General features: G+C 74.9%; 17 protein-coding genes. 8 read left to right on the top strand and 9 right to left on the bottom strand.

Annotation, left to right across the window (positions count from 1 at the left end):
- The first annotated feature begins 318 nt into the window (after nucleotides 1–318).
- On the top strand, nucleotides 319–1,248 hold the full coding sequence (locus ACIQU6_RS09405) for a hypothetical protein (RefSeq protein ID WP_403481035.1): 930 nt from the start codon (nucleotides 319–321) through the stop codon (nucleotides 1,246–1,248).
- 84 nt (nucleotides 1,249–1,332) lie between these two features.
- Here ACIQU6_RS09405 and ACIQU6_RS09410 read toward each other — a convergent pair whose 3' ends face one another.
- Together ACIQU6_RS09410 and ACIQU6_RS09415 are read right to left on the bottom strand one after the other, a co-directional pair.
- Nucleotides 1,333–3,051, bottom strand: a complete 1,719-nt coding sequence (locus ACIQU6_RS09410) for a BCCT family transporter (protein WP_403481036.1) — start codon at nucleotides 3,049–3,051, stop codon at nucleotides 1,333–1,335.
- A 124-nt stretch (nucleotides 3,052–3,175) separates the two neighbouring features.
- The gene (locus ACIQU6_RS09415; protein ID WP_403481037.1) at nucleotides 3,176–4,066 is read right to left on the bottom strand and encodes a class I SAM-dependent methyltransferase; all 891 of its coding nucleotides are present in this window, start codon (nucleotides 4,064–4,066) and stop codon (nucleotides 3,176–3,178) included.
- Between the two features lie 47 nt (nucleotides 4,067–4,113).
- Between ACIQU6_RS09415 and ACIQU6_RS09420 the strand changes: the two genes are divergently transcribed.
- The 3 genes from ACIQU6_RS09420 to ACIQU6_RS09430 all read left to right on the top strand — a co-directional run bounded on the left by ACIQU6_RS09420 (nucleotide 4,114) and on the right by ACIQU6_RS09430 (nucleotide 6,211).
- On the top strand, nucleotides 4,114–4,695 hold the full coding sequence (locus ACIQU6_RS09420) for a helix-turn-helix domain-containing protein (RefSeq protein ID WP_403481038.1): 582 nt from the start codon (nucleotides 4,114–4,116) through the stop codon (nucleotides 4,693–4,695).
- Between the two features lie 57 nt (nucleotides 4,696–4,752).
- On the top strand, nucleotides 4,753–5,286 hold the full coding sequence (locus tag ACIQU6_RS09425; protein ID WP_403481039.1) for a GNAT family N-acetyltransferase: 534 nt from the start codon (nucleotides 4,753–4,755) through the stop codon (nucleotides 5,284–5,286).
- A gap of 151 nt (nucleotides 5,287–5,437) precedes the next feature.
- On the top strand, nucleotides 5,438–6,211 hold the full coding sequence (locus ACIQU6_RS09430; RefSeq protein WP_403481040.1) for a class I SAM-dependent methyltransferase: 774 nt from the start codon (nucleotides 5,438–5,440) through the stop codon (nucleotides 6,209–6,211).
- A 70-nt stretch (nucleotides 6,212–6,281) separates the two neighbouring features.
- Here ACIQU6_RS09430 and ACIQU6_RS09435 read toward each other — a convergent pair whose 3' ends face one another.
- Nucleotides 6,282–7,493 carry an RNA polymerase sigma factor gene (locus ACIQU6_RS09435; protein WP_403481041.1) on the bottom strand — a complete coding sequence of 404 codons (1,212 nt, stop codon included), beginning with the start codon at nucleotides 7,491–7,493 and terminating at the stop codon, nucleotides 6,282–6,284.
- Complete coding sequence (locus ACIQU6_RS09440) at nucleotides 7,490–7,861, bottom strand: YciI family protein (RefSeq protein WP_403481042.1); 372 nt, start codon at nucleotides 7,859–7,861, stop codon at nucleotides 7,490–7,492. Before ACIQU6_RS09440 ends, ACIQU6_RS09435 begins: the two co-directional genes overlap by 4 nt.
- A gap of 402 nt (nucleotides 7,862–8,263) precedes the next feature.
- Here ACIQU6_RS09440 and ACIQU6_RS09445 point away from each other — a divergent pair, with 402 nt between their 5' ends.
- Both ACIQU6_RS09445 and ACIQU6_RS09450 read left to right on the top strand, forming a co-directional pair.
- Nucleotides 8,264–9,430, top strand: a complete 1,167-nt coding sequence (locus ACIQU6_RS09445) for an exonuclease SbcCD subunit D (RefSeq protein WP_403481043.1) — start codon at nucleotides 8,264–8,266, stop codon at nucleotides 9,428–9,430.
- A complete protein-coding gene (locus ACIQU6_RS09450) occupies nucleotides 9,427–12,555 on the top strand; it encodes an AAA family ATPase (RefSeq protein WP_403481044.1) in 3,129 nt (1,042 codons plus the stop codon). Before ACIQU6_RS09445 ends, ACIQU6_RS09450 begins: the two co-directional genes overlap by 4 nt.
- A gap of 36 nt (nucleotides 12,556–12,591) precedes the next feature.
- Here the strand turns inward: ACIQU6_RS09450 and ACIQU6_RS09455 are convergent, their stop codons facing one another.
- The 4 genes from ACIQU6_RS09455 to ACIQU6_RS09470 all read right to left on the bottom strand — a co-directional run bounded on the left by ACIQU6_RS09455 (nucleotide 12,592) and on the right by ACIQU6_RS09470 (nucleotide 18,028).
- Nucleotides 12,592–13,038, bottom strand: a complete 447-nt coding sequence (locus tag ACIQU6_RS09455) for an Lrp/AsnC family transcriptional regulator (protein ID WP_403481045.1) — start codon at nucleotides 13,036–13,038, stop codon at nucleotides 12,592–12,594.
- 115 nt (nucleotides 13,039–13,153) lie between these two features.
- Nucleotides 13,154–14,848: a DUF885 domain-containing protein gene (locus ACIQU6_RS09460; protein ID WP_403481046.1), complete on the bottom strand. Its 1,695-nt coding sequence runs from the start codon at nucleotides 14,846–14,848 to the stop codon at nucleotides 13,154–13,156.
- A 70-nt stretch (nucleotides 14,849–14,918) separates the two neighbouring features.
- A complete protein-coding gene (locus tag ACIQU6_RS09465) occupies nucleotides 14,919–16,346 on the bottom strand; it encodes a GNAT family N-acetyltransferase (protein WP_403481047.1) in 1,428 nt (475 codons plus the stop codon).
- An 83-nt stretch (nucleotides 16,347–16,429) separates the two neighbouring features.
- Complete coding sequence (locus tag ACIQU6_RS09470; RefSeq protein ID WP_403481048.1) at nucleotides 16,430–18,028, bottom strand: alkaline phosphatase D family protein; 1,599 nt, start codon at nucleotides 18,026–18,028, stop codon at nucleotides 16,430–16,432.
- A gap of 215 nt (nucleotides 18,029–18,243) precedes the next feature.
- Between ACIQU6_RS09470 and ACIQU6_RS09475 the strand changes: the two genes are divergently transcribed.
- Nucleotides 18,244–18,666 (top strand): VOC family protein, encoded by a 423-nt coding sequence (locus ACIQU6_RS09475; protein ID WP_403481049.1) that lies wholly within the window; start codon nucleotides 18,244–18,246, stop codon nucleotides 18,664–18,666.
- A gap of 167 nt (nucleotides 18,667–18,833) precedes the next feature.
- Nucleotides 18,834–19,733 carry an RNA polymerase sigma-70 factor gene (locus ACIQU6_RS09480; RefSeq protein WP_403481050.1) on the top strand — a complete coding sequence of 300 codons (900 nt, stop codon included), beginning with the start codon at nucleotides 18,834–18,836 and terminating at the stop codon, nucleotides 19,731–19,733.
- On the opposite strand, the gene ACIQU6_RS09485 is transcribed toward ACIQU6_RS09480, so the two are convergent.
- Entirely contained in the window at nucleotides 19,719–20,381 is a 663-nt protein-coding gene (locus ACIQU6_RS09485) for an aspartate/glutamate racemase family protein (protein WP_403481051.1), read from the bottom strand. The genes ACIQU6_RS09480 and ACIQU6_RS09485 overlap by 15 nt on opposite strands.
- Nucleotides 20,382–20,738: the final 357 nt, after the last annotated feature.

The raw sequence follows: 20,738 nt of genomic DNA on the forward strand, positions 1-20,738 counted from the left end.
ACCCACGGCGGGTCCCCGGCGTCGGGGGCGGAGCCGGGGGTGCCGGACATGGCCACCACGCGTCGCACGCCGAGCAGGCCCGGCACGCCGTCCGGGCCGCGGTCGAACGCCTCGACGAGCGCCGCACCGAGCGCCGGGAGATCGTCCTCCCGCCGCGGCCGATCGTCCGTGGCACCACCGCCGGGGCGCCCTGACCGGCCGCCGTGGGCGGGTGGTTCGCCGGGCGGGTACCGGTCGGCGAGCCGGCGTTGCGCTGTCTGCCGCGCCGGGGTAGCGGCCCGCGCCCGGGTGGGGCCGGATGGGGTGGTGATCGGTCGTGTGCGCGCTCGGTGGGCGGCGCTGCCGCCCGGTGCCGGTGCCGCGGTGATGGCCACCGGCGTCCTCTCCGTGGGCCTGCACCTCATCGGCCAGGAACCGCTCTCCCGGGTCGCGCTGGGTCTGGCGGCCGCGCTCTGGCTGCTGCTCGCCGCCGGCTTCGCCGCCCGGCTGGCGGGCGACCGGGCCCGCTGGCGCGCCGAGGCCGACACCCCGCCCGCTCTGACCGCCGTCGCCGCCACCACCGTGCTGGGCACCCGGCTGTGTCTGCTGGGGTGGCGGGTGCCGGCCGCGGCGCTGCTCGTGGTGGCCGTCGCCCTGTGGCCGGGACTGCTGCTCTCGGTCGTACGGCACTGGCGGTGGCGGATGCCCGGGTCGGTCTTCCTGGTCTGCGTGGCCACCCAGGGGCTGGCGGTGCTGACGGCCGCGCTCTCGCTGGCGGGCGCCGGCGACTGGCTCGGCGCGGCCGGTTGGGTGCCGTTCTGGCTCGGACTGCTGCTGTACGTACCGGCGTTGGCGCGCTTCGACCTGCGGCAGGTGGGCACCGGCGCCGGGGACCAGTGGGTCGCCGGCGGTGCCCTGGCGATCTCGGCGCTGGCCGCCGCCATGCTCGCCGCCGCCCCACCGTGGACGGGCGCCGCGCACCACGTGCTGCGCACAGCCGCCCTGGTACTGCTGGCGCTCAGCCTCGCCTGGTACGTGGTGCTCACCGCCGCGGAGCTGATCCGGCCGCGCCTGCGCTACGACGTGCGGCGCTGGTCCACCGTCTTCCCGTTGGGCATGACCGCGGTGGCCGCGCTCGCCACCGCCACCGTCATCGCCGCGCCCGCGCTGCACACCCTGGGGCGGGTGCTGCTGTGGATCGGGGTCGGGGCGTGGCTGCTCACCGCCGCGGGACTGCTCGCGGGGCACGGCCGGGGGCGGGGCGACTGAAGTCGTCGGTGTGGTGGGGGAGTTGAGGTTCCCGGTGGTGCGGCACACCCCGGGCGTGCCGCACCGGGTCGCGGATCGGGGCCGTCACGGCATCCCGTCGGCGCCGTCCCCGTCCCCGTAGTCGCCCTCGCCGCGTCGGGTGTTGGCCGTGCGGCGCAGCCGTTGCAGGCGCGGGTGTTGGGGCCGGCTGTGCTCGGTGACCGCCTCGCCGACCATGGCCGTCACCGCGTCCCGCAGTCCGTGCAGGGCGTGCCGCGGGGCGCCGGCGCCCGGGTCCTCGCGCAGTTCGGCCAGCAGCGCCCAGCACAGCGCCAGCATCACCAGGACGAACGGCAGCGCCACCAGGATCGTCGCCGTCTGGAGCGAGCTGAGACCGCCCGCGATCAGCAACACGGCCGCGACCGCGGCCATCAGCACGCCCCACAGGACGACCAACCAGGTCCGCGGGTGCAGCGCGCCCCGGCTGGTCAGCGAGCCCATGACGAGCGAGGCGGAGTCGGCGCTGGTCACGAAGTACGTCATCACCAGCACCATCGCCACCCACGAGGTGAGCGTGCCCAGCGGGAGGCTGTCCAGCAGCCCGAACAGGGACGCCTCGGCGCCCTTGGCGACCGTCGACGCCAGCTCGGCCCGGCCGTTGGCGTCCAGGCGGATCGCGCTGCCGCCCATGACGGAGAACCAGACCATGGTCGCGCCGCTGGGGACCAGCAGCACCCCGATGAGGAACTCGCGGATGGTCCTGCCGTGCGAGATGCGGGCCAGGAACGTGCCGACGAACGGCGCCCAGGACAGCCACCACGCCCAGTAGAAGATCGTCCACTGGCCCAGCCAGGCGGGGTCGGTGAAGGCGCCGGTCCGCGAGGCCATCGGCAGCAGTTCGCTGAGGTAACCGCCCAGGCTCGCCGGGATGGTGTTCAGCACGTACACGGTCGGGCCGGCCACGAAGACGAAGACCATCAGCAGTGCCGCCAGCGCGATGTTGAGGGTGCTCAGCCACTTCACCCCGCGGTGCAGCCCGGAGAAGGCGGAGGCGACGAAGGCCGCCGACAGCGCGGCGACGATGATCAGCTCCAGGGTCCGGGAACTGGGCGCGCCCGCCGTCAGGTTGAGGCCCTCGGCGACCTGGAGGGTGCCCAGGCCCAGGCTGGTCGCGGTGCCGAAGACGGTGGCGAAGACGGCCAGCAGATCGATCACCTTGCCCGGTCCGCCGTTGGCCCGCCGCTCGCCGATCAGCGGGACGAAGGCCGAACTCAGCCGGTTGCCGCGGCCCTTGCGGAAGCCCGCGTAGGCCAGCGCGAGTCCGGCGATGCCATAGATCGCCCAAGGGGTGAGCGTCCAGTGGAAGAAGGAGTACTCCAGGGCCGTGCGGGCCGCGCCCGGCGTCTTGGCGTGCACGCCGGAACCGGGCGGCGGCGACACGTAGTGCTGGAGCGGTTCGCCCACGCCGTAGAACATCAGGCCGATGCCCATGCCGGCGCTGAACATCATCGCGATCCAGGCGAGGTTGGTGAATTCCGGCTCCGCGTCGTCCCGGCCGAGCCGGATCGCGCCGAACCGGCTGAACGCGATGACGACACACAACACCAGGAAGAAGTCGGCGCCCACCACGAACAGCCAGCCGAAGTTGGCGAGCACCCAGTGCAGCGCGGTGTCCGAGACGGCGGCGAAGTTGGCCTTCCCGATGGACGCCCACCCCACCACGAGCAGGACCGCCACCACGCCGATGGTCACGATCGTGGGGTCCGGGGGCTGTTGTGGGGGCTTCTGGTCGGGGGCGACGGGATACGAGGGCTCCGTGCTCATGGCGCCCCACTATGGTGTGGAATGCGGTGATTCGTGGGGCTGGCGCGCCGTTCGGGCCGGTGCGCATCCCATCTGGCCCGTGGGCGGGGCGGGCCGCCCCGTCGACTCCCCGCAGGCGTGCGGTTCAGGGGCGGCGGGCCGCCCAGGCGATCCGGCTGCCCCGGACGATCAGGTCGTCGCGGTGCAGCACGGACTCGGGGGCGTCCGCCGCCAGCAGCCGGTCGAGGGTGTCGAGGTCGTCGGCGGCCAGATGGTCGGCGAGGCCGTGGCGCAGGGTGCTCAGCACGCCGTGCGCATAGCGGTGGGCGGCGGGCGGCGCGGGATGGAGGTCGAAGGTGAAGGTGCGTTCCGTCACCTCCGCGAATCCGGCCCGCTCCAGATGGGGGCGCCAGTTCGGGTACGCGTTCCAGCGCGCCCGCGCCATGGCCTCCTTGCCGCGCGCCTCCAGGCCGGGGCGGCCGATGCCGAGGTCGTCGGGGAGGAAGTGCGGCATGCCGTCCATCTCGACGACCACCAGCAGACCGCCGGGGCGCAGCGCGCCGTGGAGGTCGCGGAGCAGCCGGTCCGGGTCCTGGGCGTGGTGCAGCGACGAGGCCAACCACGCGAGGTCGACGGCGCCGATCTCGGGCCAGGCGACGTCCAGGTCGGCCGGGATCACGCGCAGTCGTTCCGCCAGCCCCTGGGCGCGCGCGGTCGCCGCGACGCGGTCGAGCATGACCGGCGACCGGTCGACCGCCACCAGCCGCGCCTCGGGGAAGCGACGGGCCAGCGCCGCCGTGCCGGTGCCGGTTCCGGCGCCCACGTCGACGATCGCCCGCGGGGTGGCCGTCGTCCGCCCGCGGACCCAGTCGGTGACCTCGTCGAGGAGCGGGCCGAGCACCTCCGCGTCGAGGTCCAGCCGGTCCGCCAGACCGGCCTCGTGGTCGTGGCGGTCGGCTTGATGATCGTGGTGCTTCTGGTGCTTCTTGGGCTGCTTGTGGTGGTGGGGATGCTGGTCGTTCCGGTGCTGCGTCATACCTTCACGCTAAGCGCGCCGTGCGGGGAATGCATACACTCTTGCCTATGGAGCAAGAATTGGATCTGGACGCCGTGATCCGCCGGCGGATCCGCGGGCTGCGGCGGGCCCGCGGCTGGACGCTGGACGCGCTCGCCGCCCGGTGCAACCTCAGCCCGTCCAACCTCAGCCGTATCGAGACCGGGCGCCGCAGGATCGCCCTCGACCAGCTGGTCCCGATCGCCCGGGCCCTGGACACCACGCTGGACCAGCTCGTGGAGTCCGACGAGGACGAGGACGTGGTGATCCGGCCGCAGCCCTGCCGCACGCCGGGGATGACCAGTTGGCTGCTGTCCCGCGAGCGTTCGGTGCACGGGGTGACGGTGGCGAAGATGCGGATCACCCCCGAGCGGCCGACCGGCCCGGAACACCTGGCGGTGCACCCCGGCCGGGAGTGGTTCACGGTGCTGTCCGGCACCGCCCGCCTCCAACTGGGCGAGCGCGTCCTGCTCATCCAGGAGGGCAACGCCGCGGAGTTCTCCACCATGACCCCGCACTCCGTCGGCGCCCACGAAGGCCCGGTGGAGATCCTCACCCTCCTCGACCACAACGGCGAACGCACCCACCTCCACGGCGCCGACGAGGCGTGAGGGGACGGGGGCGACGCGCGCGCGGCTCTCGCCGCGGAATCTGCCTAAGCTGCCGCCGTGAACGACGACACCACACGAGGGATAAGGATCAGGCCCGGCGAACTGTCCGACGCGCCGGCCGTCTTGGGGATGCTCGACGCCGCGGTGGCCTGGATGAACGCGCGCGGCAACACCGAGCAGTGGGGCACGACCCCGTATTCGCGCAAGCCCGGCGGGGTGGCGCGGGTGGAGCGGTACCTGGCCGAGAACGAGCCGCACATCGCGGAGTGGGACGGGGTGCCCGTCGGCGCCCTGGTGCTGGACACCGGCCCCAACCCGCAGGTGCCGATCCCGCCGGCGGGCGAAGCCGAGCGGTTCGTCCGGCTGTTGGTCTCCGACCGGCGGCACGCCGGCCGGGGCGTCGGGGCGGCGCTGCTGGCGCACGCCGTCGCGGAGGCCCGACGGGCCGGTGTGGCGCTGCTGCGGGTCGACTGCTGGGCGGGTGGCGGGGGCGAGCTGGTCGCGTACTACGAGCGCAACGGGTTCACGCCCACCGCCCCGTTCCTGGCCGGCAGTTGGCCGGGGCAGGTGCTCGCGATGCGGGTCGACTGACGGCGCGGGTGCGGGTGTCGGCGGTGCGGGTGCGCTGACGGCGCGGGCGATCACGAGCCGAGGAGGGGGTGTCGCGGGGCGTCGCCGACGCAAGTATCTTGATTTCGAGAGATGTTGGGAGAGGTCGAGAAGCTTGGCGAAGGAGACCCCGATGCCCATCGACTTCCACAGCACCGCCAACCGCCTCACCTACACCCGGCGCACCGCCGGCGACGACTGGGGACGCGCGGTCCGCGCGCTCGTCGAGCCGCGCGGTGCGCGGGTGGCCGACATCGGCTGCGGCGGCGGGGTCTACAGCGCGGCCTGGCTCGACCTGGGCGCCGCCTCGGTCGTCGGCGTCGACTTCTCGTCGGCCATGCTCGCCGGCGCCCGCGAGCGCTGCGGCCCGCGCCCGGGTCTCTCCTTCCGGCAGGGCGACGCGGCGGCCACCGGCCTGCCCGACGCGGGCGTCGACATCGTCTTCGCACGGGCCCTGATCCACCACCTCGACGACCTGCGGGCCTGCTGCGCGGAGGCGTACCGGATCCTCGCGCCCGGCGGCCGGCTCATCGTGCAGGACCGCACCATCGAGGACGTGAGCCGGCCGGGCTCGGCGGAGCATCTGCGCGGCTTCTTCTTCGAGGGGTTCCCCGCGCTGTTGGAGGTCGAGCGGGCCCGGCGCCCGTCGTCGGAGGGGGTGACGGCGGCGCTGCGGGCCGCCGGATTCGACGCGGTGCGGGCCCGTCCGCTGGTCGAGGTGCGCCGCACCTACGCGGACCGGGCCGAGGTGCGGAGCGATCTGCTGGCGCGCACCGGCCGGTCGATCCTGCACGAGCTGGACGAGGCGCAACTCGCCGCGCTCGCCGACCACATCGAGGCGCGACTGCCGAACGGCGCCGCCATCCGGGAGAGCGACCACTGGACGGTGTGGACGGGGGTCCGCTGAACCGGGCGGTGTCGGGCGCCCGTTGCCGTCCGGTGCGTCACGTGCCGCCCGGCGCCGCCCGTAGGGGGCGTCAGGGGCGCACCCGGCGGGCGCGGGATTCCAGGTAGCGCTGCTCGGCGAGGCTGGCGGTGGTCTTCGCGGCGCGCCGGTAGTTCTCGTGCGCCCCGGCCGGGTCGCCGGACTGCTCCAGCAGGTGCGCCCGTACGGACAGCAGCCGGTGGTGGCCGGCCATCCGCGGGTCGTCGTCCAACGTGGCGAGCAGAGCCAGCCCGGCCCGCGGACCCTCGGTCTCGGCGAGCGCGATCGCGCGGTTGAGGGTGACCATCGGGTTGGGCGCGATCCGCTCCAGGATCAGGTAAAGGGCGTGCACCTGGGGCCAGTTGGTCTCCTCGGCGGTGGGCGCGGCGGCGTGCGTGGCGGCGATCGCGGCCTGGAGCCGGTACGGGCCCAGCGCCGGGCCGGCCAGCGCGCCCTTGACCAGTTCGGTGCCCTCGTCGACCAGCGCCCGGTCCCACCGCGTGCGGTCCTGCTCGTCCAGCGGCACCAGGTCGCCGGCCGGGGTCGTCCGGGCCGCCCGGCGGGCGTGGGTGAGCAGCATCAGCGCCAGCAGCCCGGTCACCTCGCCGTCCTCCGGGAGCTGCGCGCGGACCATCCTGGTCAGCCGGATCGCCTCGTGGGCGAGGTCGGGTCGGTGCAGGGCGCGGCCGGAGGAGGCCGTGTAGCCCTCGTTGAAGACCAGGTAGAGCACGTGCAGCACGACCCGCAGCCGCTCCTCTCGCGCCGCGCCCGTCGGCAGCGCGAACGCGCTGCCGGCGGCCCTGATGCGCTGCTTGGCCCGGCTGATCCTGGCCGCCATGGTGGCCTCCGGCACCAGGAACGCCCGGGCGATCTCGGCGGTGGTCAGGCCGCCGACCGCGCGCAGCGTCAGGGCCGTCTGGGAGGCCGCGGTCAGCGACGGATGGCAGCACAGGAACAGCAGCACGAGGGTGTCGTCGGTGTCCGGTACCTCCCGCGGCACCACCTCGTCGGCCGTCGCGAACTCCCGCTCGCGGCGGGCGTGGTCGCTGCGTACCTGGTCGACGAGGCGCCGTGACGCCACCGTCACCAGCCAGCCGCGCGGGTTGCCCGGCACGCCCTCGGCCGGCCACTGCACGGCGGCGGCGAGGACGGCCTCCTGCACGGCGTCCTCGCACCCCTCGAACCGGCCGTACCGGCGGACCAACGCGCCGAGGACCTGCGGCGTGAGCCCACGCAGCAGGTCCTCCAGGGACTCGACTGTCATGCCTCCAACTGCCCGTCGGCGAACATCACTTGGCGCACCTCGACGCCGAGCCCCTCGACCGCGGCGTCCGGGATGCGCGCCGCCAGCTCGATCGCCCGCGCCCTGTCCTCGCAGTCGAGCAGGTAGAAGCCGCCCAGGTACTCCTTGGACTCCAGGAACGGCCCGTCGGTCACCACCGGTTGGCCGTTGCGCACCGACACCACCGCGGCCTGCGACGGATCGACCAGGGCCTGGGTGGTGATCAGCTCGCCGGACGCCTTCAGCTCCTCGATGAACGCGCCGTGGCCCGCGCCGATCGCCGCCTTCTCCTCGTCGGTCAGCGCGTCCAGCACCGCCGGGTTGATGTGCATGCTGATCAGGAACTGCATCTGCTGCCTCCTCGTGCCGCGCGGGCCCCGGTCGGGCCCTGCTGCCCCTCGGTCGGAGCCGCCGACGGCGTCTTGACATCCCCGCCGGAACTTTCGCACGGGTTCCGGGTCACGGGCCGCTGCCCGCCGGGTCGGACCGCCCGCGGCCCCACGCCAGGAAGCCGCCGGCCGCTCCGGCCGACGGGCGCGAGGTCGAGTGCGCCGGGCCGACCGGCCGCCCCGCACGAGACGGTGGGCCGGTGGCCCCGCACCCGCCGGATCCGAGGGCGATGCGGGCCGGCGACGCGGCAGCCGCTAAGGTCGGCCGTGCGCTCGCGCGGGCCCACGCCGGCGCGATCCGGGGTCGGCGCCCGGCGGATCGGTGCCGGGAGAAGGGGAGAAGATGCAGGTCGGAGCGGTGTCGTGAGGCTTCTGCACACCTCCGACTGGCATCTGGGCCGGTCCTTCCACCGCGTGAACCTGCTCGTCGCCCAGCGCGCGTTCCTCGACCACCTCGTCGAGACCGTACGCACCCGGGACGTCGAGGCGGTGCTCGTCGCCGGCGACGTCTACGACCGCGCGGTGCCGCCGCTGGCCGCCGTGGAGCTCTTCGACGAGGCCCTGCACCGACTGGCCGCGCTCGGCGTCCCCACCGTCATGATCTCCGGGAACCACGACTCCGCCCGCCGGCTCGGCGTCGGCTCCGGACTGATGCGGCGGGCCGGCATCCATCTGCACACCGACCCGGAGGAGTGCGGCACGCCCGTCCTCCTTCAGGACGCGCACGGCCCGGTCGCCTGCTACGGACTGCCGTACCTCGAACCGGCCATGGTGCGCGACTGCCTCGGTGCCCCGCGCGCCGACCACGCCGCGGTGCTCGGCGCGGCCATGGACCGGGTCCGGGCCGACCTCGCCGACCGGCCGGCCGGCACCCGTTCCGTGGTGCTGGCGCACGCCTTCGTCACCGGCGGCACCGTCAGCGACAGTGAGCGGGACATCACCGTCGGCGGGGTCGCCTCCGTCCCCGCCGCGGTCTTCGAGGGCGTCGACTACGCGGCCCTCGGTCATCTGCACGGCTGCCAGACCCTCACCGAGCGGATCCGCTACTCCGGATCGCCGCTCGCCTACTCCTTCTCCGAGGCCACCCACCGCAAGTCCTCCTGGCTGATCGACCTCGACGCGGACGGCACCGTGCACGCCGAGCGGGTGGACTGCCCGGTGCCCCGCCCGCTCGCCCGGCTCCGCGGTCACCTCCAACAACTCCTGGACGACCCTGAGTTGACCCGCCACGAGGACTCCTGGGTCGAGGCCACCCTCACCGACAGCGCCCGCCCGGCCGAGCCGATGGCCCGGCTCGCCAAGCGCTTCCCGCACACCCTCAGCCTGGTCTTCGACCCCGACGAGTCCCCGGAACGCGCCTCCGCCTCGTACGCCCAGCGGCTGCGCGGCCGCAGCGACCAGGAGATCGCCGAGGACTTCGTCGCCCACGTCCGCGCCGGCCGCGGCGCCGACGGCGACGAACGGGCCGAACTGCGCTCGGCCATCGACGAGGTGCGGACCGCCGACGTGGCCGCGGAGGTGGCGCGATGAGGCTGCACCGACTGACCCTGACCGCCTTCGGCCCGTTCGCCGGCAGTCACACCGTCGACTTCGACCGGCTCGCCCGCGACGGCCTGTTCCTGTTGCACGGGCCGACCGGCGCGGGCAAGACCTCGGTCCTGGACGCGGTCTGCTTCGCCCTCTACGGCTCGGTGCCCGGCGCCCGGCAGAGCGGCCAGGCGCTCCGCAGCGACCTTGCCGACCCGGCCACCCCCACCGAGGTCGTGCTCGAACTGACCGTCGCCGGACGGCGGTTGGAGATCACCCGGCTGCCCGAGCAGCCCCGCCCGAAGAAGCGCGGCGCCGGCACCACCAAGGAGAAGGCGGCCAGTCGGCTGCGGGAGTTCACCCCCGCCCCGGACGGCGACCCGACCGCCGGCGCCTGGCGCGCGCTCAGCCGCTCCCACCAGGAGATCGGCGAGGAGATCGGGCAGCTCCTCGGCATGAGCAAGGAGCAGTTCTGCCAGGTGGTGCTGTTGCCGCAGGGCGACTTCGCGCGCTTCCTGCGGGCGGACGCGGAGGCCCGGGCGAAGCTGCTGGGCCGGCTCTTCGACACCGGGCGGTTCGCCGCGCTGGAGGACCAGCTCACCGCCCGCCGCAAGGCCGCCGCCGACCGCGTCGCGGCCGGTGACGAGCGCCTGCTCGCGCTCGCCCACCGGATCGCCCAGGCCGCCGGCGACACCCCCGACCTCGACGACCCGTCCGTGCCGGCGCCGGTCGCCCGCGCCGCCGTACCGGCCCAGGCCGGGCGCGGCGGACGCACCCCCCGGAGCCCGGCGCCGACCGCCCCCGCCGACGGAGACACCGCCGCACTCGGACCCGGCGAACCCGGCTTCGCCGACGCGGTGTTGGCCCGCGCCGCGGTCGCCCGGGTCGGCGCCCGCGAACGCCTGGAGCTGGCCCGTTCCGCGGTGGCCGCCGCCGAGACCGCCGAGCGCGCCGCGGCCGACCGCTGGGAGGAGGCCCGCGAGCGCGACGGCCTCCAGCGCCGCCACGCCGACGCCCGACGGCGCGCCGAGCAGCTCGCCGCCCGCGCCGACGAACGCGCCCGGATCCAGGCGCGGTTGGAGCGGGCCCGCACCGCCGCCGAGGTGACCCCCGCCCTCGCCCTCCGGGACGCCGCCCGGCGGGAACTGGCCGCCGCCCAGGACGCCGAACGGCGCCACCGCGCCCCGCTGCCGCCCGCCCTGACCGACGCCGAGGGCGACCACCTCGCCGAGCGGGAACGCCGGGCACGGGCGACCCTCGGCTCCCTCGCCGCGGCCCGCCGGGCCGAACGGCGCGCCGCCGAACTCGCCCGCGAGCGCGCCGACGTGGACCGCGAGGCGCACGCCGACGAGCAGACGCTGCTGGACGCCGCGGAGTGGCTGACCGGCTGGGACGCCGCGCGCGACACCCACCAGCGCCGCATCGACGAAGCCCAGGAGGCCGTCCGGCGCGCCGAACAGCTCGCCGGGCAGCTCGCACCGGCCGCCGAACGGCTCGCCGCCGCCCGCCGTCGCGACCACCTGACCGGCGAACTCGCCGCCGCCGAGAAGCAGTTGCTCGTCGCCCGGGAGCGCGCGGCGGCCGCCCACGAGCACTGGCTGGACCTCAAGGACCGGCGGCTGCGCGGCATCGCCGCCGAACTCGCCGCCGACCTGACGGACGGTCAGGCGTGCGCGGTGTGCGGCTCCACCGCGCACCCGGAGCCCGCCCGCCCCGGCGCCGGCCACGTCGACCGGGCGGCCGAGGACGCCGCCCAGGCCGACCACCGCCGCGCCGAGGACGACCGCCGGCGCGCGGAGGACCACCACCAGGGGGTCAAGGAGGCGCTGGCCGCCGCCGGCGCCGCGGCCGGCGACACCCAGACCGCAGAACTCGCCGCCCATGTCGAGGAGTTGACGCAGGAGGCGGACCGCACCCACGCCGCCGGCGCCGCGCTGCACGCCGCCCGCGAGGCGCTGGCCCGCGCCGAGCGGGAGCACGAGCGCCGCCACGACGACCAGCGGCACGCCGAGCGCCGGGCCGCCGCCCGCACCTCCCACCGCGAGGCCCTGGATCGTGAACGGGCCTCGCTGGAGCAGGAGTTGAGCGAGGCCCGGGGTGACTGTGCCAGCGTCGCCGACCGGGCCGACCGGCTCGAACGCCAGGCGGCGCTGCTCGCCGCCGCCGCCGAGGCGTCCCGCACCGCGGCGGCCTGCGCCGAACGCCTCAAGGCCGCCGAGGCCCAACTCTCCGACGCCGCCCACCGCGCCGGCTTCGCCACCCCCCAGGACGCCGCCGAGGCAACACTCCCCGAGGCCGAACACCGGGCGCTGCAACGGCAGTACGACGACGGGCAGGCCGAGTCCGCCGCCGTGGCCGCCGAACTCGACCGCCCCGAACTCCGTGCCGCCGCGGCCCTCCCGCCCGCCGACCCGGACACCGCCCGCGCCGCCCACCAGGCCGCCACCGCCCGGCTCCGCACCACCACCGCGACCCTCGCCGCCGCCGACGAGCGCTGCGCCGCCCTCGACCGGCTCTCCGCCGAGGCCACGACCGACGCCCGTCAACTCGCCCCGCTGCGCGCCGCGTACGAGCGCATCGCCCGGCTCGCCACGCTCACCGCCGGCACCTCCGCCGAGAACGCCCGCCGGATGCGACTGGAGTCCTACGTCCTGGCCGCCCGCCTGGAACAGGTCGCGGCCGCCGCCACCGCCCGCCTGCACCGGATGTCCGCCGGCCGCTACACCCTCGTCCACTCCGACGAACGCGCCGGCGGCGCCCGCCGCTCCGGCCTCGGCCTGCACGTCGTCGACGCCTGGACCGGCCGTGAACGCGACACCGCCAGCCTCTCCGGCGGCGAGACCTTCTTCGCCTCCCTCGCCCTGGCCCTCGGCCTCGCCGACGTCGTCACCGACGAGGCCGGCGGCACCCGCCTCGACACGTTGTTCATCGACGAGGGCTTCGGCAGCCTCGACGAGCAGACCCTCGACGAGGTCCTGGACGTCCTGGACGGCCTCCGCGAACGCGACCGCAGCGTGGGCATCGTCAGCCACGTCGCCGACCTCAAGACCCGCATCCCCGCCCAACTGGAGGTCGTCAAGGACCGCACGGGTTCCCGGGTGCGGCACCGGGGACCGGTGGCCGGCTGACGGCCAACGGCCCGGCGCGGAAGTCCCGTTCGAGGGTCAGGTGCTGACCGGGCGGCGGGGGAGCGGCGAGGAGTACACCACGCTCGTGGCCACCTCGCCCAGGGCGCCGATGCGGCCCGAGACCTCCTCCAGGTGCTTCATGGAGCGCGCGGCGACCTTGAGGAAGAGGCAGTTCTCGCCCGTGACGTGGTGGGCCTCCAGGATCTCCGGGGTGGCCGCCAGCAGGTCCCGGAAGGGCTTGCCGTCGCCGCCGGAGTGGCGCAGCCGGACGAAGGCCAGCACCGGCAGCCCGACCCGTTCCGGCTCGATCACCGCCGCGTACCCGGAGATCACCCCGGACTCCTCCAGGCGTCGCACCCGCGTGGCGACCGTGCTCGGCGACACGTTCACCGCCCGGGCCAACTCGGCGCGGCCCACCCGCCCGTCGTGCTGGAGGACGTCGAGGATGCGCCGGTCGACGGCATCAGGGGAGTATCCGGTCATCCCCGCTGTCTAGCAGGGAATTCGCCAGCCGGGCAAGGGTCTTGGGGCGTCCCTGACGGCCGCGGCCGACCACACCCCCGAAGGCGGGCGGCCGGCCACGGCGCGCGGCCCGTCGTCAGAGCGCCGAGAGCTCGGTCAGCAGGTCGTCCAGACCGAGCGAGCCCTGCGACAGCGCAGCCATGTGCCACGCCTTGAGGTCGAAGTCCGCGCCGTGCCGGGCCCGGGCGGCCTCCCGGCCCTGGAGCCAGACCCGCTCGCCCAGCTTGTAGCCGATCGCCTGGCCGGCCATGCCCTGGTAGCGGATGATCTCGCTCTCGACGAAGTCGGCCGGCCGGCTGCTGTGCCCGGCCATGAACGCGTGGGCCAGCTCCGGCGTCCAGCGCTCGCCCGGGTGGAAGGGGGAGTCGGCCGGGATCTCCAGCTCCAGGTGCATGCCGATGTCGATGATGACCCGGATCGCCCGCATCATCTGGGCGTCCAGGTAACCCAGGCGCCGCTCCGGGACCGTCAGGAAGCCCAGTTCGTCCATGAGGCGCTCGGCGTACAGCGCCCAGCCCTCGGCGTTGGCGCTGACCAGGCCGACCGTCGTCTGGTAGCGCGAGAGCCGGTCGGCGACGTACACCCACTGCGCGAGCTGGAGGTGATGGCCGGGCACGCCCTCGTGGTACCAGGTGGAGACCAGGTCGTAGGCCGGGAAGCGGGTCTGGCCCATGGTGGGCAGCCAGGTGCGACCGGGCCGGGAGAAGTCCAGCGACGGCTGGGTGTAGTACGGGGCGGCGGCACCACCGGGCGGGGCGATCTTCGACTCGACCCGGCGGACCGGCTCGGCGAGGTCGAAGTGGCTGCCGTCCAGCGCGTCGATGGCCTCGTCCATCAGCGACTGCAGCCACCGCCGGGTCTCCTCGACGCCCTCGACCGCCTCGCCGTGCTCGTCGCACCAGGCCAGCGCCTCCCACGGCGTCTTGGCACCGGGCAACACCTTCTCGGCCTCGGCCGTCATCTCGGCCAGCAGCCGGTGGAACTCGGACCAGCCGTACGCGTACGCCTCTTCCGGGTCGATGTCGGCGCCGTTGTAGTAGCGCGCGAGCCGGGCGTACCGCTCGCGGCCCACCACGTCCGGCGCGCCCTCGACCGCCGGGCCGTAGACGTCCCGGAACCAGTCGCGCAGCTCCACCAGCGCACCGGTGGCCACCTGCGCGGCCGCGTCCAGTTCGGCGCGCAGCGCCTCGGGGCCGGGGGCGGTGAAGTCCGCGAACCAGCTTCGCTCGGTGCCGATCCACTCGGCGAGCTGCCCGATGACGGTGGTGACCTGGAGCGGGCCGCCGGGCAGGCCCTTGTCCAGGCCGGCCAGGAGGGCGGCGCGGTAGCCGGTCAGCGCGTCGGGTACGGCGCGCAGCCGCCGGGCGATCGCCGCCCAGTCCGCCTCGGTCTCGGTGGGCGTGAGGTTGAGGGCCTCGCGTACGTGGTGCAGCGGCGAGCTGATGTTGCTGACCGTCCGCAGCCCCTCGCCGGCGTCGTGGACCGCGAGCTCCGCGGAGAGCCGTTCGCGCAGCAGCCGCGCGCAGACCTTCTCGGCGGCGCTGTCCGCGCCCGGCCGGGCCTCGGCCGCCGCCAACTCGTCCAGCGTCGTGCGGGCGAGCCGGGCCACCGCTTCCTGGCCCGCGGGGGAGAAGTCGGGGAGCCTGCCGAAACTCTCCGGGATGCCGAGGAACGTGCCGGTGATCGGGTCCAGTTCGACGAGCGCGTCGACGTAGGCGTCGGCGACCTGGCGGGGCAGCGGACCGCCCGTGGGGGTAGTGGTGTTGGACATGCGGGCCATCCTCGTATGGATCAGCCCGCCGCGTCACCATCATGCGCGCTTACGTTGCTGACGCGTCCCCTCAGCCCCGGCGGGACCCGTCCCGGACCCGGATCGCCTCCCGTGACTCCCGGGGCTCCCGGTGGGCCGGGACGCCCGTCGGGCGCGCGGTGATGACCAGCGTGCCCTCCTCTATCTGGTAGTCCAGCGGCAGCCCCAGGCCGCGCATCGCCGTCACCATGCCGGTGTTGGACGCCTGGGTGATCGCGTAGACGCTCTGGCTGCCGGTCTCGGCGGCCATCTCGACCAGCCGGCGCAGCAGTTCCGCGCCGATGCCACGCTGCTGCCAGGCGTCCTCGACCAGCAGGGCCACCTCGGTCTCGTCGCCGTCCCACAGCAGGTGGCCCAGCGCGACCAGCCGCCCGGAGGCGGTCTCCGCGGCCAGCGTGCGGCCGAACCGCGGGCTGAGCAGGTGGTCGAGATAGCGGTCGGCGTCCCCGACCGGACCGTGGTAGCGCCGCGCCAACGTCCCCTCCGAGCAGCGCAGGTGCATCGCGCGGGCGGCGGCCAGGTCGCCGGGGCCGGCGCGGCGGACCGTGAGCTCGTTGCCCTCGGGCAGCGTGAGCACCTCGCGGCGCGGCGGTACCCGCTGGCCGAGCCGGGAGTCCAGCTCGACCAGCGCGCGCACCCGGGCGAACTCGGTGGGGGTGAACGGCAACTGCGGCCTCTCGATGGTGAGCGAGCCCCCGGAGGGATCGCGGAACGTCATGGTGTGCTCCTCCAACACGCCCTCGGCGGGCACGGCTTCGGCGAGCGGCTGACCGGTCAGCGACCGGGCCGGCACCGAGTGGAGGGTGCAGCGGCCCAGCAACTGCCTTAGAGCCAGCGGGAGTTCGGCGGAATCCAGGGCGGTGCGGGTGGCCAGGCCGAGCATCCGGGTCGGCGCGTCGACCAGGTCGTGCGCGTCGGCCCGCTCCAACCAGGTCTCCGCGCCGCCCGCGTCGGCCACCGCGGCCGTCAGCTGTCGCGGCACCACCTCCGCGGGCGCGCGCAGCAGGAACTCGTCGACCGTCCCCGAGGACAGCGGGTGGGCCTGGAGGCTGAGGATGTCCACCCGGTGGGCGGCCAGCGCCGTGCACAGGGCGGCCAGGCTGCCCGGCTCGTCCCGGACGGTGGTGCGCATCCGCCACAGCGCCGCCTCCCGGGCGTCGCCCTCGGGCGCCGGCGCCGCGGCCCCCGCGGCGGTCGGCCCGTCGGCGGCGGGCGCATCCCCGGTATCCGTCGGCGGTGGGGCGTGTTCGTGCCGGCGTGCCCACCAGATGTGGAAGCCGGTCGTGGCCAACAGCGCGACCGCGCCGGCGCACAGCAGCGCCGGACCGGAGGGGCCGTGGGCGACGGTGTGGGCGGCGGCGTCGGCCACCGCCACGGCCGTGAACAGGGCGGCCAGTTCGACGACGTCCCGACGCCGGTGGTGGCGCCGGGCGGAACGGGCGGAAGTCGCGTCAGTCATGCGGACAGCCTCGCGGAACGGTGTTGCCTGGTCGCCAACACCTTGTGTCGAGCGGGTAAAAGACACAATCGACGCATTGGTCTCTACTGCCCCACCCGTCCTGGTTGCAGCGTCTTGGTGAACAAGATCCCCCCGCCCTCCTGACGCAGCCGCACCGTCAACTCCCCGCTCCCCCCGTCGATCTCCACCTCGCCGAAGAACTGCGGACTCTCCGCCGGGGAGACGTTCGCACGGTCCGGTGCCTTGACGAACGGCTGCTCCGGCCCGAACGTTCCGTCCAGTTTCACGGCCGGGAAACCGCCCGCGTGCAGCGGCCCCGACACGAACTCCCAGAACGGCTCGAAGTCCGTGAACGCGGCCCGCTCGGGCGCGTAGTGCTGCGCCGAGGTGTAGTGGACGTCGGCGGTTAGCCAGAGGGTGCCGGTGATCCGCCGGTGCTTGATGTGCCGCAGCAACTCGGCGATCTGCAGCTCCCGCCCCAGCGGCGCGCCCGGATCGCCCTGCGCCACCGCCTCGAAGTCCGTCGGGCCGTCCGTGACGACGAGCCCCAGCGGCATGTCCGCGGCGATCACCTTCCACACCGCCCGCGAGTGCGACAGCTCCCGCTTGAGCCAGCGCAACTGCTCGGCGCCCAGGATGCCTTGCGGGTCGTCGGTCTGCCGGTCGGGGGAGTTGGCGTTGCGGTAGCGGCGCATGTCCAGCACGAAGACGTCCAACAGCGGGCCGTGCCGCAGCACCCGGTACACCCGTCCGTGCGCGTCGGGGCGGAGCGTGCGGAGCGGGAAGTACTCGCTGAAGGCGCGCAGCGCGCGCCGGGAGAGCACGTCCACGTCCTTGACGCGGTACCGGTCGTCGTCCAACACCTGGCCCGGATACCAGTTGTTGTGCACCTCGTGGTCGTCCCACTGCGTGATCGTCGGCACCTGGGCGTTGAACCGCCGCAGGTTCGCGTCCAGCAGGTTGTAGCGGAACGCGCCCCGGAACTCCGCCAGCGTCTCGGCGACCTTGGACTTCTCCTCGGTCGTCACGTTCCGCCAGATCCGGCCGTCCGGCAGGGTCACCCGCTCCGGGATCGGGTTGTCGGCGTAGATGTTGTCGCCGCTGCACAGGAAGAAGTCCGGATCCAGCCGCCGCATGTCCTCGTAGACCCGGTAGCCGCCCCGTTCGGGGTTGATGCCCCAGCCCTGCCCGGCCAGGTCGCCGGACCACAGGAACCGGACGCCCGCGGGCCGCCCGCCGCGCCGGTCCGGCGCCGTGCGGAACGTGCCCGTCACCGGCTCCCCGGCGTGCCCGGGGTGGTCCGGGTCGGCCAGCAGCACCCGGTAGTGGACCTGCTCGCCGGCCGGCAGCCCGTGCAGCGCGGTCACCCCGGTGAAGTCCGTGCCGGGACCGAGCAACGGCCCGTGCCAGGTACGGGCGTTGCGGAACGCCTCGGTGGCCGCGGTCTGCACCACCATCCGGGCCGGCCGGTCGGACCGCGCCCACACCAGGCCGGAGGACGCGGTCACGTCACCGGCCTGCACGCCCCAGGAGGCGCGCGGCCGCCCGCGGCGCACCAGGGCCGGCGCGGCGCCCGCCGGGACGGCACCGGTCACCGCGGGCAGCACCAGTCCCGCGGAGCCCGCCGCCGCCCCGTGGAGGAGCGACCGCCGTCCGAAGCCTCTGCCGGCACCCTGCGCCATCTGCTACCTCCGTGCTGCCGCGATCCCGTTCGTTACGCCCCCGTTCGTATCGCCGCCCGGTGCCGCGCGGGCGAACTCCCGGTGAACTACGCCCACGTGGGGCGGGAACCGGGACCAGAGTCGCAGGACCACCGACCGATCGCCAGGAATCGCCCCGGATGTCTACGCTCCGGTGACACGCCGCCGCCCGGCCGGCCCCATGGAAGGCGACCGCCATGCCCGCCCTCGGTTCCGCACACCTCCGGCTCGCCCGTCCGACCCGCGACCTGACCGCCGCCGGCCGCTTCTGGCGCGACGGGTTGGGCCTGCGCGAACTCCACCGCCACACCGCCCAGGAGGGCGAGCACTCCCTCCTCATGTTGGGCCTGCCGGACGCCACGTGGCACCTGGAGCTGACCCTCGACCCCACGGGCGCGCTCCGCCCCACCCCGACACCGGACGACCTCCTCGTCCTCTACCTGGACGGCCCGGTCCCCGACGACCTCGTCGCCCGGTTGGAACGCTGCGGCGGCACCCGGGTACCGGCCCACAACCCCTACTGGGACACCTGGGGCGTCACCCTTGAGGACCCCGACGGCTACCGCCTGGTCCTGTGCACCCGCGACTGGGACAACGCGCGGGCCCTGGGCGCGTCCTGAACCCCGGCCGCCCGCACCCCACTTGACGAGGCGCCGCCCCACGGGACGGCGCCTCGTCGCGAGGACCCGCCCCGAAGACCCCGACGAGACGAAGGCAACACCCCGCAGCGGCAGGTGACCTGGCCTCCCGGCTGGACAACGCGGTGCCCGCCCGCTGGGATGGAACGGTGCTGCCCGATCCCGCCGACGACGCCACCACGGTCTTCGAGGCCCACCGCCCGCTGCTCCAGGGGGTGGCCTACCGGATGCTCGGCCGGGTGGCCGACGCCGAGGACGTGGTCCAGGACGCCTGGCTGCGCTGGTTCGCCGCGGACCGGGCGGAGGTGCGCGAACCGCGCGCCTATCTGGTCCGGACCACCACCCGGTTGGCCATCGACCGGCTCCGCCAACTCCGGTCGCGCCGCGAGTCCTATGTGGGGCCCTGGCTTCCCGAACCCCTCGCCACCGACGTGCTGGCCCCCGGACGACCCCTTCCCGACGGGGCCGAGCGGGCGGTGTTCGCCGAGACCGTCACCCTCGCCGTCCTCGTCGTGTTGGAGGCGCTCTCCCCGTTGGAGCGCGCGGTGTTCGTGCTGCGCGAGGCGTTCGGCTACCCGTACGCGGAGATCGCCGTCGTCCTGGAGCGCAGCGAGGCCGCGGTGCGCCAACTGGCGGGCCGGGCCCGGCGCCACGTGGAGGAGGGCAGGCCGCGGTTCGACGTCGACCCGGACCGGCAACGGGAGTTGACCGAGCGGTTCCTGTCGGCCGCCGCCGGCGGCGACCTGGAGGGGCTGCTGACCATGCTCGCGGCGGACGCCCGGCTGGTCGGGGACGGTGGCGGCAAGGCCAGGTCCTCGCTGCGGATCATCGAGTCCGCCGACAGGGTCGCCCGGTTCCTCATCGGCGTCATCGCCATGCTCCCGGCGGGCCTGGAGCTCGACTTCCTCGAACTCAACGGCGGGATCGCGCTGCTCGCCCGCGTCGACGGAACCCCGGACTCGGTCGTCCAACTCGGCATCCGGGACGGCCGGGTCGAGACCGTCTACATCCTGCGCAACCCGGACAAGCTGGTCTCACTCGCCCGCTAGCCGGGCCGCGGCCCGCAGGCCGCTGCGCGGGCTCGCCAGCACCGGCACCCCGTTCCCGCCCGGCCCGCCGGCCGCGAGTCGTTCCGCCGCGGATGCCATGGACGCCTGCGCCAGGACCAGGACATCGGCCCGGCCGCCGTCCCGCTCGCGCCGCGCCGCGTCGGCGACCGCCGCCAGGTAGCCCGCCCGGTCGCCGGCCTCGAACCGCTCCCAGGCGCCCGCGACGAGCACGTGGCGCACCCGCGCCGACCGCCCGGCCCGGCGGGCCTCCTCGGCGATCAGCTCCTCGGTGGGCGCCAGGGTGCTTTCCAGGGCGGCGAGCACCGCGATCCTGGGGCCGTGCGCGACGGCCGCCGCGGCCATCGGCCGGTCCACCCGCAGCACCGGCAGGCCCGCCGTCGGCCCGGCCGCCTCGGCCACCGACCCGAGGGTCGAGCAGGTGCACAGCGCCGCCCGGGCCCCGGCGCGGGCCGCCTCGCCGAGCGCCTCGGCGACCTCCCCCGCGACCCCTTCGGGCCCCGACTCCCGCGCGCCCGCCAGGAGTTCCGGCCGGACCAGGTGCCGCAGCGGCAGCCCGGGCGCGTCCGCGTCGCGCAGCGCATCGAAGACGGGGACGTGGACCGGCGAGGTGTGCAGCAGGGCGAGCATGCCCGCGAGCCTAACGAGCGCCCCGGGCCCGGCGGGTGGCCGGTTGCCCCGTGGGCGGTGCCGAACGGTGCTGGTGGCCCGGTGATGACGCGGTGAGCGGCCGGAAACGGATGGGGGATTGGTCTTGACCAAGGGTGGGGGTGGTCATATCGTCGAGATACTGCAACAACCTTTAATAAAGAAGTGCGCATTACTCGGTCCCGTCGGAGGCCAGGTGCCACGAACCCGTTGGGGATCGTGTGTCACCGGCTCTTTCGGGGCCAGGTGCCACCGGGCCCGTCCGCGGGTCGGTTGTCACGTCTGTCACGTCATCTCGTTACGCATCAGCATGGGGTCCGCGCGGCGGGCCCGCGGCCT

The sequence above is a fragment of the Streptomyces sp. NPDC090442 genome, assembly GCF_044769405.1.
Lineage (GTDB): Bacteria > Actinomycetota > Actinomycetes > Streptomycetales > Streptomycetaceae > Streptomyces.